General features: G+C 63.0%; 19 protein-coding genes. 12 read left to right on the top strand and 7 right to left on the bottom strand.

Going from position 1 to position 13,318, the window contains the following annotated elements; genetic code table 11:
- Nucleotides 1-46: 46 nt before the first annotated feature.
- From sdhC to L5849_RS02140, 4 genes are read left to right on the top strand one after another with little or no spacing between them, the layout of a single operon-like run.
- Nucleotides 47-427 (top strand): succinate dehydrogenase, cytochrome b556 subunit, encoded by a 381-nt coding sequence (gene sdhC, locus L5849_RS02155; RefSeq protein ID WP_115416924.1) that lies wholly within the window; start codon nt 47-49, stop codon nt 425-427.
- Nucleotides 428-436: 9 nt separating this feature from the next.
- Entirely contained in the window at nt 437-823 is a 387-nt protein-coding gene (gene sdhD / locus L5849_RS02150; RefSeq protein ID WP_236924169.1) for a succinate dehydrogenase, hydrophobic membrane anchor protein, read from the top strand.
- The gene (gene sdhA / locus L5849_RS02145; protein ID WP_236924168.1) at nt 823-2,667 is read left to right on the top strand and encodes a succinate dehydrogenase flavoprotein subunit; all 1,845 of its coding nucleotides are present in this window, start codon (nt 823-825) and stop codon (nt 2,665-2,667) included. Before sdhD ends, sdhA begins: the two co-directional genes overlap by 1 nt.
- Nucleotides 2,664-3,608, top strand: coding sequence for a DUF4238 domain-containing protein (locus L5849_RS02140; protein ID WP_236924167.1), 945 nt, complete (start codon nt 2,664-2,666; stop codon nt 3,606-3,608). Before sdhA ends, L5849_RS02140 begins: the two co-directional genes overlap by 4 nt.
- Nucleotides 3,609-3,683: 75 nt before the next feature.
- Here L5849_RS02140 and L5849_RS02135 read toward each other — a convergent pair whose 3' ends face one another.
- Both L5849_RS02135 and L5849_RS02130 read right to left on the bottom strand, forming a co-directional pair.
- Nucleotides 3,684-3,971: a type II toxin-antitoxin system RelE/ParE family toxin gene (locus L5849_RS02135; protein WP_236924166.1), complete on the bottom strand. Its 288-nt coding sequence runs from the start codon at nt 3,969-3,971 to the stop codon at nt 3,684-3,686.
- The gene (locus L5849_RS02130; RefSeq protein WP_236924164.1) at nt 3,968-4,210 is read right to left on the bottom strand and encodes a type II toxin-antitoxin system ParD family antitoxin; all 243 of its coding nucleotides are present in this window, start codon (nt 4,208-4,210) and stop codon (nt 3,968-3,970) included. The genes L5849_RS02135 and L5849_RS02130 overlap by 4 nt, the downstream gene beginning before the upstream one ends.
- Before the next feature lie 75 nt (nt 4,211-4,285).
- Between L5849_RS02130 and L5849_RS02125 the strand changes: the two genes are divergently transcribed.
- Nucleotides 4,286-5,593, top strand: a complete 1,308-nt coding sequence (locus L5849_RS02125) for a M20/M25/M40 family metallo-hydrolase (RefSeq protein WP_236924163.1) — start codon at nt 4,286-4,288, stop codon at nt 5,591-5,593.
- Between the two features lie 8 nt (nt 5,594-5,601).
- Nucleotides 5,602-6,465: a glycoside hydrolase gene (locus L5849_RS02120; protein ID WP_236924161.1), complete on the top strand. Its 864-nt coding sequence runs from the start codon at nt 5,602-5,604 to the stop codon at nt 6,463-6,465.
- A 6-nt stretch (nt 6,466-6,471) separates the two neighbouring features.
- On the opposite strand, the gene L5849_RS02115 is transcribed toward L5849_RS02120, so the two are convergent.
- Complete coding sequence (locus L5849_RS02115) at nt 6,472-6,906, bottom strand: Rrf2 family transcriptional regulator (RefSeq protein ID WP_236924160.1); 435 nt, start codon at nt 6,904-6,906, stop codon at nt 6,472-6,474.
- 83 nt (nt 6,907-6,989) lie between these two features.
- Here L5849_RS02115 and L5849_RS02110 point away from each other — a divergent pair, with 83 nt between their 5' ends.
- Genes L5849_RS02110 through L5849_RS02100 form a run of 3 tightly spaced genes read left to right on the top strand, consistent with a single transcriptional unit; the run spans nt 6,990 to nt 8,183 of the window.
- Nucleotides 6,990-7,469 (top strand): group III truncated hemoglobin, encoded by a 480-nt coding sequence (locus tag L5849_RS02110; RefSeq protein ID WP_236924158.1) that lies wholly within the window; start codon nt 6,990-6,992, stop codon nt 7,467-7,469.
- The gene (locus tag L5849_RS02105) at nt 7,462-7,911 is read left to right on the top strand and encodes a hypothetical protein (protein WP_236924156.1); all 450 of its coding nucleotides are present in this window, start codon (nt 7,462-7,464) and stop codon (nt 7,909-7,911) included. Before L5849_RS02110 ends, L5849_RS02105 begins: the two co-directional genes overlap by 8 nt.
- Nucleotides 7,908-8,183 (top strand): DUF1971 domain-containing protein, encoded by a 276-nt coding sequence (locus L5849_RS02100; protein ID WP_236924154.1) that lies wholly within the window; start codon nt 7,908-7,910, stop codon nt 8,181-8,183. Before L5849_RS02105 ends, L5849_RS02100 begins: the two co-directional genes overlap by 4 nt.
- A gap of 7 nt (nt 8,184-8,190) precedes the next feature.
- On the opposite strand, the gene L5849_RS02095 is transcribed toward L5849_RS02100, so the two are convergent.
- Nucleotides 8,191-8,835: a peptidylprolyl isomerase gene (locus tag L5849_RS02095; protein WP_236924153.1), complete on the bottom strand. Its 645-nt coding sequence runs from the start codon at nt 8,833-8,835 to the stop codon at nt 8,191-8,193.
- Nucleotides 8,836-8,972: 137 nt separating this feature from the next.
- Here L5849_RS02095 and L5849_RS02090 point away from each other — a divergent pair, with 137 nt between their 5' ends.
- Both L5849_RS02090 and L5849_RS02085 read left to right on the top strand, forming a co-directional pair.
- Nucleotides 8,973-9,362 carry a BlaI/MecI/CopY family transcriptional regulator gene (locus L5849_RS02090; protein WP_236924151.1) on the top strand — a complete coding sequence of 130 codons (390 nt, stop codon included), beginning with the start codon at nt 8,973-8,975 and terminating at the stop codon, nt 9,360-9,362.
- A complete protein-coding gene (locus L5849_RS02085) occupies nt 9,359-11,053 on the top strand; it encodes a M56 family metallopeptidase (RefSeq protein WP_236924149.1) in 1,695 nt (564 codons plus the stop codon). Before L5849_RS02090 ends, L5849_RS02085 begins: the two co-directional genes overlap by 4 nt.
- A 93-nt stretch (nt 11,054-11,146) precedes the next feature.
- Here L5849_RS02085 and L5849_RS02080 read toward each other — a convergent pair whose 3' ends face one another.
- On the bottom strand, nt 11,147-12,001 hold the full coding sequence (locus L5849_RS02080; RefSeq protein WP_236924147.1) for a neutral zinc metallopeptidase: 855 nt from the start codon (nt 11,999-12,001) through the stop codon (nt 11,147-11,149).
- 89 nt (nt 12,002-12,090) lie between these two features.
- Between L5849_RS02080 and L5849_RS02075 the strand changes: the two genes are divergently transcribed.
- Nucleotides 12,091-12,846 (top strand): 3-hydroxybutyrate dehydrogenase, encoded by a 756-nt coding sequence (locus L5849_RS02075; RefSeq protein WP_236924145.1) that lies wholly within the window; start codon nt 12,091-12,093, stop codon nt 12,844-12,846.
- 10 nt (nt 12,847-12,856) lie between these two features.
- Here the strand turns inward: L5849_RS02075 and L5849_RS02070 are convergent, their stop codons facing one another.
- Nucleotides 12,857-13,132: a type II toxin-antitoxin system RelE/ParE family toxin gene (locus L5849_RS02070; RefSeq protein WP_236924143.1), complete on the bottom strand. Its 276-nt coding sequence runs from the start codon at nt 13,130-13,132 to the stop codon at nt 12,857-12,859.
- Nucleotides 13,126-13,314 (bottom strand): stability determinant, encoded by a 189-nt coding sequence (locus L5849_RS16080; protein WP_368735712.1) that lies wholly within the window; start codon nt 13,312-13,314, stop codon nt 13,126-13,128. Before L5849_RS16080 ends, L5849_RS02070 begins: the two co-directional genes overlap by 7 nt.
- Nucleotides 13,315-13,318: the final 4 nt, after the last annotated feature.

Here is a 13,318-nt window from a genome sequence, read left to right as displayed (position 1 = left end):
GCTTCGCTAAGGGAAGGCCTCCAAATTATCCAACCGGACGAAACGCATGGCCAACCGCCCGATCGCACCGCACCTTCAGATATGGAAATGGGGGCCGCATATGGCGGTCTCGATCCTCCACCGCATCACCGGCGATGGGCTCGCCCTTGTCGGCCTCGGCGTGCTGCTGTGGTGGCTGGGTGCGATGGCTGCGGGGCCGGACGCCTATGCGACTTTCGAAGCGGTCATGGGATCGCCGCTGGGCATGGTGGTGCTGGTTGGCCTGTCGTGGGCTTTCTTCACCCACATGATGAGCGGCCTTCGCCACTTCGTCCTCGACATCGGCGCCGGTTACGAACTCGACACCAACAAGACCTGGTCGATCCTCGCACCGGTCATCGGCATTCTTCTTACGGCGGGCTTCTGGGCCCTCGTCCTTCTCAAGTGAGCATCATCCATGGGTAACGGAACCTCCATCGGACGCGTGCGCGGGCTTGGCTCGGCGCATGAGGGCGCGCATCACTGGCTGGTGCAGCGCTTCACCGCCATCGGCAATCTGGTGCTGATGCTCTTTCTCGCGGTGAGCCTCGCGCTGCTGCCGGACTATTCCTACGCCGCCGTCACCGGCTGGGCATCGCAGACGCTGCCCGCCACCGCGCTGGCGCTGCTAATCGTATCTGTCTTCTGGCACGCAAGGCTTGGCCTGCAGGTGCTGATCGAAGATTATGTCCATGACGCCGGCACCAAGTTCGGCACTCTCGCCCTTCTCAACCTTGCAACCATCGGCGGCGGTGCCTTCGGCCTCGTTTCGATCGCCCGCATCGCCCTCGGAGGAGCCGCCTGATGGCCCGTACCGATACTTTCAGCATCAACGGCCGCGAATATCCGATCACCGACCATACCTATGACGTGGTCGTCGTCGGCGCGGGCGGCTCGGGCCTGCGCGCCACCATGGGCGCCGCCGAAAGCGGTCTCAAGACCGCCAATATCACCAAGGTCTTCCCGACCCGTTCGCACACCGTCGCGGCGCAGGGCGGCATCGCCGCCAGCCTCGGCAACAACACGCCCGATCACTGGACGTGGCACATGTACGATACCGTCAAGGGGTCCGACTGGCTCGGCGATCAGGACGCGATCGAATATATGGTCCGCGAAGCCCCGCAGGCGGTTTACGAGCTGGAGCATGCGGGCGTGCCCTTCAGCCGCAACGACGACGGCACGATCTACCAGCGCCCCTTTGGCGGCCACATGCAGAACATGGGCGAAGGCCCGCCGGTGCAGCGCACTTGCGCCGCCGCCGACCGCACCGGTCACGCCATGCTCCACGCGCTCTACCAGCAGAGCCTGAAATACGACGCGGACTTCTTCATCGAATACTTCGCGCTCGACCTCATCATGAAGGACGGGGCCAATGGCGAGAAGGAATGCGTCGGCGTGATCGCCATGTGCCTCGACGATGGCACGATCCACCGCTTCCGGTCGAAGGCGGTCGTTCTGGCGACCGGCGGCTATGGCCGCTGCTACTTCACCGCGACATCGGCACACACCTGCACGGGTGACGGCGGCGGCATGGTGCTGCGTGCGGGCCTTCCGATGCAGGATATGGAATTCGTCCAGTTCCACCCGACCGGCATTTACGGCGCGGGCGTGCTTATCACCGAAGGCGCGCGCGGCGAGGGCGGCTATCTCACCAATTCCGAGGGCGAGCGGTTCATGGAGCGCTATGCGCCGAGCGCGAAGGACCTCGCCTCGCGCGATGTCGTCAGCCGTTCGATGGCGCTCGAAATGCGCGAAGGCCGCGGTGTGGGCCCGGAAAAGGACCACATCTACCTCCACCTCGACCATATCGATCCCAATGTGCTCGCGCAGCGCCTGCCGGGCATCACGGAAAGCGGCAAGATCTTCGCAGGTGTCGACCTGACCCGCGAACCGCTTCCGGTCACCCCGACCGTCCATTACAACATGGGCGGCATCCCCTGTAACTATCACGGCGAAGTGATGGCGGGCGATGCGAACGATCCGGAAAAGATCGTCCCCGGCCTGTTCGCTGTGGGCGAAGCGGCCTGCGTCTCGGTCCACGGCGCGAACCGCCTCGGCTCGAACTCGCTGATCGACCTCGTGGTCTTCGGCCGCGCGACCGGCCACCGCCTGAAGGAGCTGATCAAGCCGGGCACGTCGCATGACGAGCTACCTTCCGACAGCGCCGAAATGTCGCTCACCCGTCTCGACCACTTCCGCCATGCCGACGGCGGCACGCCCACCGCGGCGCTGCGCGCGGACATGCAGAAGACCATGACCCGCCACGCCGCCGTGTTCCGCGACAGCAAGCTGATGGCCGAAGGCGTCGAAAACCTGAAACAGATCAACAAGCGGATGGAGGACGTGAAGGTCCACGACCGCTCGCTGATCTGGAACAGCGACCTTATCGAAACGCTCGAGCTCGACAACCTCATGGCGCAGGCCAATGTCACCATGGTGAGCGCGGAAAACCGCAAGGAAAGCCGCGGCGCCCATGCGCATGAGGACTTCCCCGACCGCAACGATGGCGAATGGATGAAGCACACCATCGCCTGGTTCGACGGCTGGGGCGGAAACGGCGGCGGCGTGAAGATCGACTACCGCCCGGTCCACGAATACACGCTGACCGACGATGTGAAGTATATCGAGCCGAAGAAGCGGGTTTATTGATCCAGACCGAGAACCATCATTGGGTGCCGAAGTTTCTATTGCGAAACTTCGCCTCCGATGATGGTCGAGTTTATTCATTCGATTTGGCGACGGGCGAGATTGGCAAGCGCCCACCAAAGCGACTCGCGTCGTCGCTTAACTTCAACCAACTTATGGTCGGGGATGCTCCTCATGTCTTTGAGCAGACCTTCGAGCGGATCGAAACGGCGGCGGCGCCCGTCATCAAGAAGGCCCTTAATCAGAATAGGTTGTCCGATCTGTCAGGCCAAGACCGCTTTGCCCTGTCCAGATTTGTTGCCGCACAATCGTTTCGCACGCAAGCATACCGTGAAGGGTTAGGCGCCAGTCGCAGGGGCTACGATATCGGCAAAGTGATCTCCGCTCATTGCGACGACATCGATCAGTTGGCCAATCTGATCGCTATGCGCCGGTGGGCCTTGATGCGCACCGGCGAAGATCGACCGTTTGTAATCGGAGACAATCCGCTGGTCTTGCAAAATACCGCGCGACCGGGGGATGGGGGGAGCCTCGGCCTTGATATGCCCGGAGTCGAGGCGATGATGCCCCTGTCCCCATGTCATGCACTCTATATGCCGTCGCCAGACATAGGCGATCTGCTCATCAAAGGCTATTGGGACGCGCTATGCATCAGGAGCCGAATGCTTGCAGGGTTTGAAAACCATTCCGACTTTACGGAGAGCGAGCATGCTACTGTGGAGAGATGTCTCCAGAAGGGCGTGTGTCTCTACCGTGCGCTTCGTCTTGGAGAACCTTTGCAAGCTGATGGTGAGAATGTGATCAATTTAAATGCTCTACAGGTCTTCTGGGCATCATCGAAGGTGTTCTCGAACCTAAAGGATTTTAACTTTGTGAAGCAAGTTCTAGATCGCTCCCCGCGTGCCCGAGAGATAATACCAGTACATCTTGTTCGCTGCGGCTAGTGATCAGCATTCGAAAGAGCGGCCAAAGCTCATTTGCCAATCAGTTGAGAGCCCCAACGCATCTTGTAGCGTGATCTATAGCCACGCTTCCCAATCCCGCGCCACATGCACGATATTTACGATCTCGATTGCCTCGTCCGACACGCGGTAGAACACCAGATGCTGGCCGCAGCGCATTTCCCGGATGCCGGGCCTGCCGACGACCTCCGGGAAGCGTAACGGAAATTCACGGAGCGCCTTGATCCGCTGGCGCAGTTGCGCCGCATACCGTCGCGCCTGCGTCTCTCCCCATTCGCGTTTCGTATAGCGTGCAATGCGGCGCAACTCGGCCGATGCTGCCGCGCGATAGACGAGTTTTCTCATTCCTCGCCGAATTCACCCTCAAACCAGCGATCGATATCGAAATCGTTGTCGATCGAGCTGGCCAGTCCCTCGTCGATCTTTTCCAGCAGTTTCGAACGAAAGTGTGCGCGCTCTTCATGTAGGCGCAAGGCATCGCGGATCACTTCACTGGTCGAAGCATATTCGCCGGATTCTACCTTTTTGCGGGTATATTCCGCGAAGCGTTCTCCCAAGGCGATAGAGGTATTCTTGGCGGCCATTGGCCAGCTATACCAAAATTTGGTATTTGCGGCAAACGCATTGACTTGCGAGGACCGAAACCGTCAATTCGCGCAATGCGTTTCATTCTCCCGATGCTGGCAATCGCAGCCTCCTTGGCTTCCCCCACTGCCGCCCAGCTCACCGCGCCCGAGCAGGCCATCGTCGAAACCGTGGAGAGCGGGTTCGAGAGCGATGCCGCGCTGCTCGAGGAAATCACGCTCATCAATTCGGGCACGCACAATCATGCGGGCGTGAAGGCGGTGGCCGATGTCCTGGTCCCCGAATTCGAGGCGCTGGGATTCGCGGTCGATTGGATCGACCAGTCCGCGGCGGGCCGGGCAGGGCATCTCTTCGCGCGGCACGAGGGCACCCCCGGCACCACCAAAATCCTGCTGATCGGACATCTCGACACGGTGTTCGAACCCGATTCCTCCTTCACCGGTTTCGTGCGCGAGGGCGACAGGGCGGTCGGGCCGGGCGTGGTCGACGACAAGGGCGGGATCGTCGTGATCCTTTCCGCCCTGCGGGCGATGAAGGCGGCGGGCACCCTCGATGGCGCCAACATCGTCGTCGCGCTGACGGGCGACGAGGAGGATGCGGGCGAACCCCTGGAGGCTGCGCGCCGCGACCTTGTCGAAGCAGGCGAATGGGCCGATGTCGCGCTGGGCTTCGAGGGGTTGTCGGTGCTCGACGGCAAGGATGCGGGCGTGATCGCGCGGCGATCCTCGGGGAGCTGGACGCTGACGACAAATGCGAAGAGCGGGCACAGTTCGGGCATTTTCTCCGAGCATGCGGGCTATGGCGCGATCTACGAGATGGCGCGCATCCTCGACACTTTCCGCCGCGAACTGCCGGAAGAAAACCTGACCTATAATGTCGGCTTCATGGCGGGCGGGACGCCGGCTGAATTGGGCGAGGACGGCCTTTCCGCTACCACCAGCGGGAAGACCAACATCATCCCGTCCAGCGCCGTGGCGCGCGGCGATCTGCGCGCGCTGACGCAGGAGCAGAACGAGCGCACGGCCGAAACGATGCGCGCCATCGTCGCCGATCACCTGCCCGGCACCGAAGCCGAGATAACGATCGAATTCCGTTATCCGCCGATGGCGCCGACCGATGGTAACCGCGCGCTGCTGGACAAGCTCAACTCCATCAACGCCGATCTCGGCCGCGAGCCGATGGCCCCCTATCCGCCCTCGCGCCGCGGGGCGGCCGATATCAGCTTCGTCGCGCCCTACACGTACGGGCTCGCCGGAATGGGGCCTGCGGGCAGTGGCAGCCATGCCGAGGGCGAGGCGATCGATTTGCGCTCGATAGTGCGGCAGGCGCAGCGGACGGCGATCCTCATGAGCCGCCTGGCGAAAGAGGCCTCGGACAAATAGCTTTCTCGATGCGGTTTCTGTCGATCACAGCCTGCGCGGCATTGCTCGCCTCTTGCGCGACCACCGCCGGCACGCCTCCTGCAGTGCTAGGGGCGGCGCCCTTCTATCAGAAGCATGTCGACGCGATGGGCATTCCGATCCTCTCGTCCTCGCGCGTGCCCGACGAGGCGCTGTTCGCCGCGCGCGACATGATGCGCGGGATGCTCGCGCACCGGCCCGATCTGGCCGCCTGGCTGGCCGCCAACGACTACCGGGTCGCCCTGATCGCGCGCGACGAGGCGCTGCTCGACCTTCCCGAGAACGCCCACTGGACCAAGCCCGCGAGAGACGACCCGCGCCTCACGCGCTGCGAGATCAAGCATTACGAGGCGCGTATCGGGTCGAAGAGCACCCGCGAATATTGGGACAATCGCGCGCGCGGAATCGGGGGCGAGCGGATGGTCGGATCGGAAGAGGACGTGCTCGGCCTGCCGATCAGCCGCTATTTCGGCGAAACGATCTTCGTTCACGAATTCGCCCATAATGTGCTGTTCGCGATCGAGGGTGCGGACCCTGCGCTCTATCGCAAAGTCGAGGCGGCCTATGCCAATGCGCTGGCGAACGGGCTGTGGTTCGAGGAATATACGACCACCACGATACAGGAATACTGGGCCGAAGGGACGCAGTTCTGGTTCAATTCCAACCGTCTGCAAGCCTTCGACGGGCGGCAGATCCTGGGTCACACCGATCTTTCGGCCTACGATCCGCAGCTTTTCGCGGTGCTGGCCGAGGCTTACGGCGAGCGGCATGCGCTGAAGAGCGATCCCTTCCACATGCATCCCGCACGCACACCGCCCGGACGGCCGCCGGAGAACACGGCCGAAATCTGCTGAGCGCGGTCAGGCCGGTTGCGGCGTCAACCGGTCAAGCAACCGAGTCCGGTTTGCGGCAATATCCGCCAGGGTGAAGCCGTCGAGATGGGCGAGGAATGCCTCGAGCGCACCGGATAATGCGGGTTTGAGCCCGCAGGCCCCATCGATCATGCATTCCGCCTTGCCGCCCATGCAGGCGACGAAGCCGTCGAAGTGCTCGAGCGAGCGTACAACGGCGCCGACATTGATGTCCGCGGCCGGACGGGCAAGCCGGAGTCCGCCACCACGGCCGCGCTGCGTATCGACGAAGCCCGCCGCCGCCAGATCCTGCGCCACCTTGGCGAGGTGGTTGCGGGAAATCGCATAGCGTTGGGCGATCCAGTCGATCGAAAGGGTTCGATCGGTGGCGGCCAGCGCCATGAGCATGCGCAGGGCGTAATCGGTGCGGAGGTTCAGTTGCATAAAAAAGGTATATTGGATGTTGCTTTTGTGTGCAAGTACGATAAAAGGCATATCAAATACCTGTTAAAGAGTCGGAGCCCTTGATGTCGGAAGTCCAGGAACGTACCCGCGAGGAAGTGCGGGCCGCGCGAGCCGCAAAGCGCGCCGAGGCCGAAGCGCTCGGCGTGGACGAGGCTTTCGTCTCGAACATGGTCGAGCACTTCTATGCCGCGATCCGCGAGGACGATCTGCTCGGCCCGATCTTCGCCGAACGGATCGACGACTGGCCTACTCATCTTGCGAGAATGAAAGCGTTCTGGCGCTCTATTCTGTTCAACAGCGGCGAATTCTCGGGCAATCCCATGCGTAAGCACATGGCGATACCGGGCCTCGAAGAGCATCATTTCGCCCGCTGGCTCGAGCTGCTCCACGCCACCCTGCGCACGCTGGAAGAGGAGCCGGGTGGGACCCTGCTCGTCGCCGGTCGCGCGCGCTCCATTGCCGATAGCCTGCTGACCGGAATTGCCGTCCGCCGCGACGGCCTGGTCGGCTCGCGAGCAGGAAAGGACCTTCCACATGTATGACGATCACACATTTCTCGCCTCCGAACATCCTGACGCCGTCGTGGAACTCGAAGCGCTCGAATCCTCGCTCTCGCCGATCGCCGCGCCGCCTGTGGCGCCCGCCAATCACGGCTTCCAGCTTCCGCGCCGCCTCTGGCTGTCGATGTTTGCGTGCTATGCGATCTTCTTCGGCTTCATCGCCATTGCCACCGGGGGCAGCGGTGCCGCGCGGTTCGCAATCGTGGTGTCGGCGCTCTATACGCTCGTCTATTTCGGCGTCGCGCGTATCGGTGCCCGGCAGGCGGGGCCGGAAGTGCCGTCGCCGCTGGAGCGCGGGCGGGCGCTGATGACATGGACCGGCCCGATGGAGCCGCGCGCGGTTTATGCGCAGATCCTGATCGTGCCGGCGGTGATCGCCTTTTTCGCAATCGGTATCGCCATACTCGGTCCTTTCGCGGCATGAGCGAGGCGCGGCTGAAAACCTATCGCCAGATCGGCCCGTTCGATGAAACCAGCCTGCCCGCGGGATTGCTCGCGGAACATCGCCTGAAGCCGGGAACATGGGGGCGACTGGAAATGATCGCCGGGGCGGTCATGCTGGTATGGGACGATGAGGCAGGGGGGCGCGAACGACTTTCCGCCAGCGATATCGCTCGAATACCGCCGCAACGCCCGCATCATCTCGAACCCGAGGGGCCGTTCACGCTCTCGATCGCATTCCAGCGCCCTGCCTGATCCCGGCTCAGTCCGGAGCGGCATCCACGCGCCGCATATCGACGATCTCGACCGGGTCCGCGAGCAATTGCCCCTTCATCCACCCTTCGCCCTTGTCAGGATCGGGCGGGAGCGCGTGGATCGCATGGACCACTTCCATCCCCTCGACGACATATCCAAACACAGCGAATCCCGCCTGCAGGCTGGGGTCGGGTGAGGCCGGATTGGCATCGAGCCCGGTCTGGTCCTTGATCATGATCGAGAAATCGCCCGTCGCCGTGCCGGGATCGTAACGCGCCATCGACAGCGCGCCGTCGGTGTGGCTGAGGCCGGTCCGGGTGGTCGGTTCATGCGCGATCGGATCGAGCACACGGTCGGGATGCATCTGTGTTCCGCCTTGCAGCAAGCCGTTGGGCGGCTCGCCCCAGTCGAGATGCATGGCGCGGTAGAACTTTGTCCCGTCGAAGCGGTCCTCGTCGACATAGCGCAGGAAATTGGCCGCCGTGATCGGCGCACGCTCGGTCTCGATCGAAACGGTGATGTCGCCCATGCTGGTTTCGATCACGACCAGTTGGGTATCGAAGGTCGGCTCTTGCGGAGGCGCTTCTTCCTGCGCGAACAGGGGCGAGGCGAGGAGGGCGAGCGGGGCCAGTGCGGCGATGATCCGTGTCATTCATCCAGACTGATATGTCGTTGGTCGAGAAGCAAGCGTCTTTCCCGCCCATTCATCCACGCTTCAGATTTACAGGCGTAGTCGTCTCGGCTACAGACGTAATCGAAGAATTACGCGTGTCAGATCAGGAGTAGGGAATGGCGAAGCGCAAGAACGCCCCGGGCGAGCGGATCAGCGAAGCCGAGCACGCCGTTATGGAAGTGCTGTGGGACAAGAGCCCGATTTCCGCTGCCGAGGTGTGCGACGAAGTCTGCGCGCAGCGTGACTGGTCGATCCCGACAGTGAAAACGCTGCTCAGCCGCCTGGTCCAGAAGGAAGTGGTCGGCACCGAGCCCGACGGTCGCAAGTTCCTCTATCGTCCGCTGATCGAGCGGTCCGACTATGTCGGGGGCGAGAGCCGCCGCCTGGTCGATCGCCTGTTCGGCGGCCGCGCCGCGCCGCTCTTCGCGCAACTTGCCGAAAGCGAGGCGCTGACCGAGGACGATCTCGCCGAAATCGAAGCGCTCTTGAGGGAGATGCGCAAATGACCGAGCTTATCCGCGAATATTGGGACTGGTTCCTGTTCGACACGCTGATGTGGACAGGGGCGCTGATCGGCGTCGCGCTGCTACTGCGCCGCCCGGTGGCGAAGCATCTTGGTGCCGGGGCGGCCTATGCCCTGTGGTTCCTGCCGCTGGCCCGCCTGCTGTTTCCGCCGGTCACGCTTCCCGCATGGATGAAGCCGAGCTTTCTGGAAAGTGCGCCCGCCCCCGAACCTGTCGTGACAGACCTCGCGCTGACTCCCGCCGCCGAAAACGGTTTTTCCTATACCGATGTCCTGGCACCGGTAGCGCCAGCGACAATGGAATCGCCGGTCGATTTCGTCGTGCCTCTGGTGATCCTCTGGCTGGTCGGCGCGGCGATCTTCATGGGGCGGCGCTTCTGGCTCTATGGAGAGCTGCGCCGCGAATTGCTCGAGGATGCGCGTCCCGTGGGCGAGGTCGGCACTATCCGCCTCGTCGAGACCACTGCGATATCCGGTCCGATGGCTTTCGGCGTCATCGACAAGGTCGTGGCCTTGCCCGATGGCTTCATGGTCAGCCGCGAACGCCAGGTCCGCGATCTCGCCATCGCGCATGAGCTCGAACACCACTACGGCCACGATATTCTCGTCAACGTGCTGATCCAGCCGCTCTTCGCGGCGCACTGGTTCAACCCGCTGGGCTGGATGGGCTGGACCGCCATGCGCCGCGACCAGGAGGCGGCCTGCGATGCCCGTGTGGTCGCCAGCCGCAGCCGCGACGAGCGCGCCGCCTATGCCGCGATCATCGCCGATTTCGCCCGCCGCCCGCAGATCGCCCCGCGACCCGCGCTGGCGGCGCCGATGGCCTGTCCCGTTCTCGGCGACAAGTCGATCATCCACCGCCTGCGCAGCCTGCCCATGACCGACCATTCCCGCCGCCGCCGAGTTGCCGCGCGCGGTGCCGTGGCTGCCGCCGTCCTCGCGCTGCCGATGACCGCCAGCATCTGTTATGTTGGCGTATCGCCGGCCACGGCGGGCGATACGCCGGAGCCGACCGAAGCCGTGTGGGCGCTTGCGGATACGGAACAGCCTGTGTCGGTCGATCGGAACGTGGAGCACATCTTGAAACGCGCCGAGCTCGCGCATCTCGATGTCGAGGCCATGACCGAGATGATCGAGGACCGTGTCGAACGGGCCGAGACGATCCGCGAGCGTGCGGAAGAGAGCCGCGAACGGGCTGAAGAACTCCGGGAGGAACATTTAGCGGACGGTCGCCGTGAATGGACTGAAGACCGCATCCGGTATGCGCAGGACCGCAAGCAATGGGCTGATGGTCGCGTCCAGTGGGCCGAAAGCCGCGCCGCAAGCGCCGAGAGCCAGGCGAAGAGCGCCAGAGCCCGTGCCGTGGCGCATGCCGAATGGACCAACGATCTTGGCGAAACGATCGGTAAATCGGTCGTGATCGGAATGGCCAATGTTCCCGAGGTAATGGAGGATTGCCGCTATCCCGACAACCCCGTCACTTCGATCGAGAATGATGGCCGCGTCACCATGTATATTTGCGATACGGCCGGTGATCGGCTCGCGCTCAAGGCCTTGCGGCAGGCACGCCAAGGGATCGAAACGAACAGTCGACTTTCAGACGAGATGCGTCAGGAGATCCTGCGTGACCTGGACGAAGAAATCCGCGAATTGAAGCGCACGATCCGTAGCTGACCTTGTGCTTCAAGCCCGGCGCTGCGCTACGCAGCATACCCAGGAAGGGCACGGTCGGCGGGACCGCGCCCTTTCGCGTTTTCGTGGTCGGCCTCAGCCGATCGCGGTGATCCGGTCGCAAGCGCGGTCGTCGCCTTGCAGCCCGAGCCTTAGCGCGTCGCTGCGCTGCTTGCTGGTACCGTGGGTGAAATTCTCGCTCGAAACACGGCCACCGGTCAGCCGGTCGTCGCCGATCGCGGCGGCGGCTTCCATGCCTTCCTCGATATCGCCCGGCTCGATCAGATTGCGGTTCTTGCCCGCCCATACTCCGGCGTAGCAATCGGCCTGCAGTTCCATCAGCACCTGCAACTGGTTGCGGCGGCTGGGGTTCTGCTGCTGCGCGCTGCGGATTTGTTCGGAAATCCCGGTGATGGTCTGGATGTGGTGGCCGTATTCATGCGCAAGCACGTAATAGCGCGCGAAATCGCCGCCAGCGCCAAGCTGGCGCTCGAGCGTGTCGTAGAAGCTGGTATCGATATAGATCGTCTGGTCGGCCGGGCAGTAAAACGGCCCCATCGAGGAATTGCCCGCACCGCACCCGGTACGCACCCCGCCGCCGCCATACAGATCGAGCGTGGGCTGCTGGAAACGATCGCCCAGGCCCTGCTGCTGGAACGTCATCGCCCAGGTCTGGTTGAGCGATTGCAACCCGTTGCAGGCTTCGCGCGCATATTCGCTGCTGGTGCAGATTTCCTGTTCGTCGGTATTGGCTGGGCCGGATGCGACTTGCCCCTGCTGCACGCTTTCGACCATGCCCGCAGTCTGCATCGGGTCGAGCCCGAAGACGAAATAGCCGACCGCGGCGATCACGATCGTGCCGCAGCCCAAGCCGCCCGCCTTGCCGCCGGGCATCCCGCCGCCGCTCGATCGCACGTTGATATTCCCGGTATTGAACGGATTGAGCCGCATGCGCTCCCCCATGATTATGGCCGCTTTACAGCGCACCCCATGTGCGCGATGGCCGCTATCGAATACAGACCTAACGCTTGGAGCCCCGAATGTTTCTCGAAGGAAAACGCGCACTCGTCACCGGATCGACCAGCGGCATCGGCCTCGCCATCGCGCGGGCGTTGGCGGGTGAGGGGGCCGAGGTCGTCCTCAACGGCTTCGGCGACGAGGGCGAGATCGCGCAATTGTGCGAAGAGCTGGGCGCCAGCCACAGTGGCGCGGATCTGACCGATCCGGCGCAGATCGAAGCGATGATGGAGCAGGCGGGCGCGGTCGATATTCTAGTGAACAATGCCGGGATGCAGCATGTCGCGCCGGTCGAGGAATTCCCGGTCGAAAAGTGGGAAACGATCATCGCGCTGAACCTCACCGCCGCGTTTCACACCGTGCGGCTTGCCGTGCCGGGCATGAAGGGCAAGGGCTGGGGCCGGATCATCAACACCGCCAGCGCGCATTCCAAGGTCGCGAGCCCCTTCAAGAGCGCCTACAATTCCGCCAAGCATGGCCTTGACGGGTTCACCAAGACCATCGCGCTGGAACTCGCCGAACATGGCGTGACGGCCAACTGCATCAGCCCCGGCTATGTCTGGACCCCGCTGGTCGAAAACCAGATCCCCGACACGATGAAGGCCCGGGGGTTGACCCGCGAAGAGGTCATCAACGATATTTTGCTGGTCAAGCAGGCGACCAAGAAGTTCGTCCAGCCCGAAGAGATCGGTGCGCTCGCCGCATTTCTGTGCCGCGACGAGGCGCAGAACGTCAACGGCGCCAACTGGAGCGTCGACGGCGGCTGGACGGCTGAGTGAGTCTGAGGGGCTAGGGATACTTCTGACGCGCGTGCACAACCGACAGGACTTCCACATCGGTGGAGGTGGCGCGATAGATCAGCAGATAGTTCGGCGAGATGATTGCTTCCCGTGTCCCGGTATTGCGCCCGACGCGATGCATTTTGGGGAACTTCACCAGATGAGCAGCGACTTCATTGATCCTGCCAATCAATCGATCGGCAGCCGCAGGGTTATGTTCTCCGATATAGTCAGCAATCGTATCGAGATCGTCGAGCGCTTCCGCGCTCCACACGAGTCTCAACATGTCTGGGAACGCTTCTTAGCCTTCTCCAGAGTTGCATGTATGCGAGCCATAGCCTCTGCATGTGGGACGCGGGGCTTATTGCTGTCGATCGCCTTCTGCACTTTGGCGCGCAGCCATGCTTCGTAGGCTGCCTCCTCCTCAGGGGAGCCGAATTCCGAAGTGAGGGGTGAGTATTCGTTCATCCAG

This window comes from Erythrobacter sp. SN021 (assembly GCF_021864455.1).
This window is presented reverse-complemented; position numbering and strand designations above follow the sequence as displayed.

What these genes read in the sequence shown, in the direction of transcription:
- sdhC (WP_115416924.1), top strand. Translation starts at nt 47, where the DNA reads ATGGCCAACCGCCCGATCGCACCGCACCTTCAGATATGGAAATGGGGG.
- sdhD (WP_236924169.1), top strand. Translation starts at nt 437, where the DNA reads ATGGGTAACGGAACCTCCATCGGACGCGTGCGCGGGCTTGGCTCGGCG.
- sdhA (WP_236924168.1), top strand. Translation starts at nt 823, where the DNA reads ATGGCCCGTACCGATACTTTCAGCATCAACGGCCGCGAATATCCGATC.
- L5849_RS02135 (WP_236924166.1), bottom strand. Translation starts at nt 3,971, where the DNA reads ATGAGAAAACTCGTCTATCGCGCGGCAGCATCGGCCGAGTTGCGCCGC.
- L5849_RS02130 (WP_236924164.1), bottom strand. Translation starts at nt 4,210, where the DNA reads ATGGCCGCCAAGAATACCTCTATCGCCTTGGGAGAACGCTTCGCGGAA.
- L5849_RS02125 (WP_236924163.1), top strand. Translation starts at nt 4,286, where the DNA reads ATGCGTTTCATTCTCCCGATGCTGGCAATCGCAGCCTCCTTGGCTTCC.
- L5849_RS02120 (WP_236924161.1), top strand. Translation starts at nt 5,602, where the DNA reads ATGCGGTTTCTGTCGATCACAGCCTGCGCGGCATTGCTCGCCTCTTGC.
- L5849_RS02115 (WP_236924160.1), bottom strand. Translation starts at nt 6,906, where the DNA reads ATGCAACTGAACCTCCGCACCGATTACGCCCTGCGCATGCTCATGGCG.
- L5849_RS02110 (WP_236924158.1), top strand. Translation starts at nt 6,990, where the DNA reads ATGTCGGAAGTCCAGGAACGTACCCGCGAGGAAGTGCGGGCCGCGCGA.
- L5849_RS02105 (WP_236924156.1), top strand. Translation starts at nt 7,462, where the DNA reads ATGTATGACGATCACACATTTCTCGCCTCCGAACATCCTGACGCCGTC.
- L5849_RS02100 (WP_236924154.1), top strand. Translation starts at nt 7,908, where the DNA reads ATGAGCGAGGCGCGGCTGAAAACCTATCGCCAGATCGGCCCGTTCGAT.
- L5849_RS02095 (WP_236924153.1), bottom strand. Translation starts at nt 8,835, where the DNA reads ATGACACGGATCATCGCCGCACTGGCCCCGCTCGCCCTCCTCGCCTCG.
- L5849_RS02090 (WP_236924151.1), top strand. Translation starts at nt 8,973, where the DNA reads ATGGCGAAGCGCAAGAACGCCCCGGGCGAGCGGATCAGCGAAGCCGAG.
- L5849_RS02085 (WP_236924149.1), top strand. Translation starts at nt 9,359, where the DNA reads ATGACCGAGCTTATCCGCGAATATTGGGACTGGTTCCTGTTCGACACG.
- L5849_RS02080 (WP_236924147.1), bottom strand. Translation starts at nt 12,001, where the DNA reads ATGCGGCTCAATCCGTTCAATACCGGGAATATCAACGTGCGATCGAGC.
- L5849_RS02075 (WP_236924145.1), top strand. Translation starts at nt 12,091, where the DNA reads ATGTTTCTCGAAGGAAAACGCGCACTCGTCACCGGATCGACCAGCGGC.
- L5849_RS02070 (WP_236924143.1), bottom strand. Translation starts at nt 13,132, where the DNA reads ATGTTGAGACTCGTGTGGAGCGCGGAAGCGCTCGACGATCTCGATACG.
- L5849_RS16080 (WP_368735712.1), bottom strand. Translation starts at nt 13,314, where the DNA reads ATGAACGAATACTCACCCCTCACTTCGGAATTCGGCTCCCCTGAGGAG.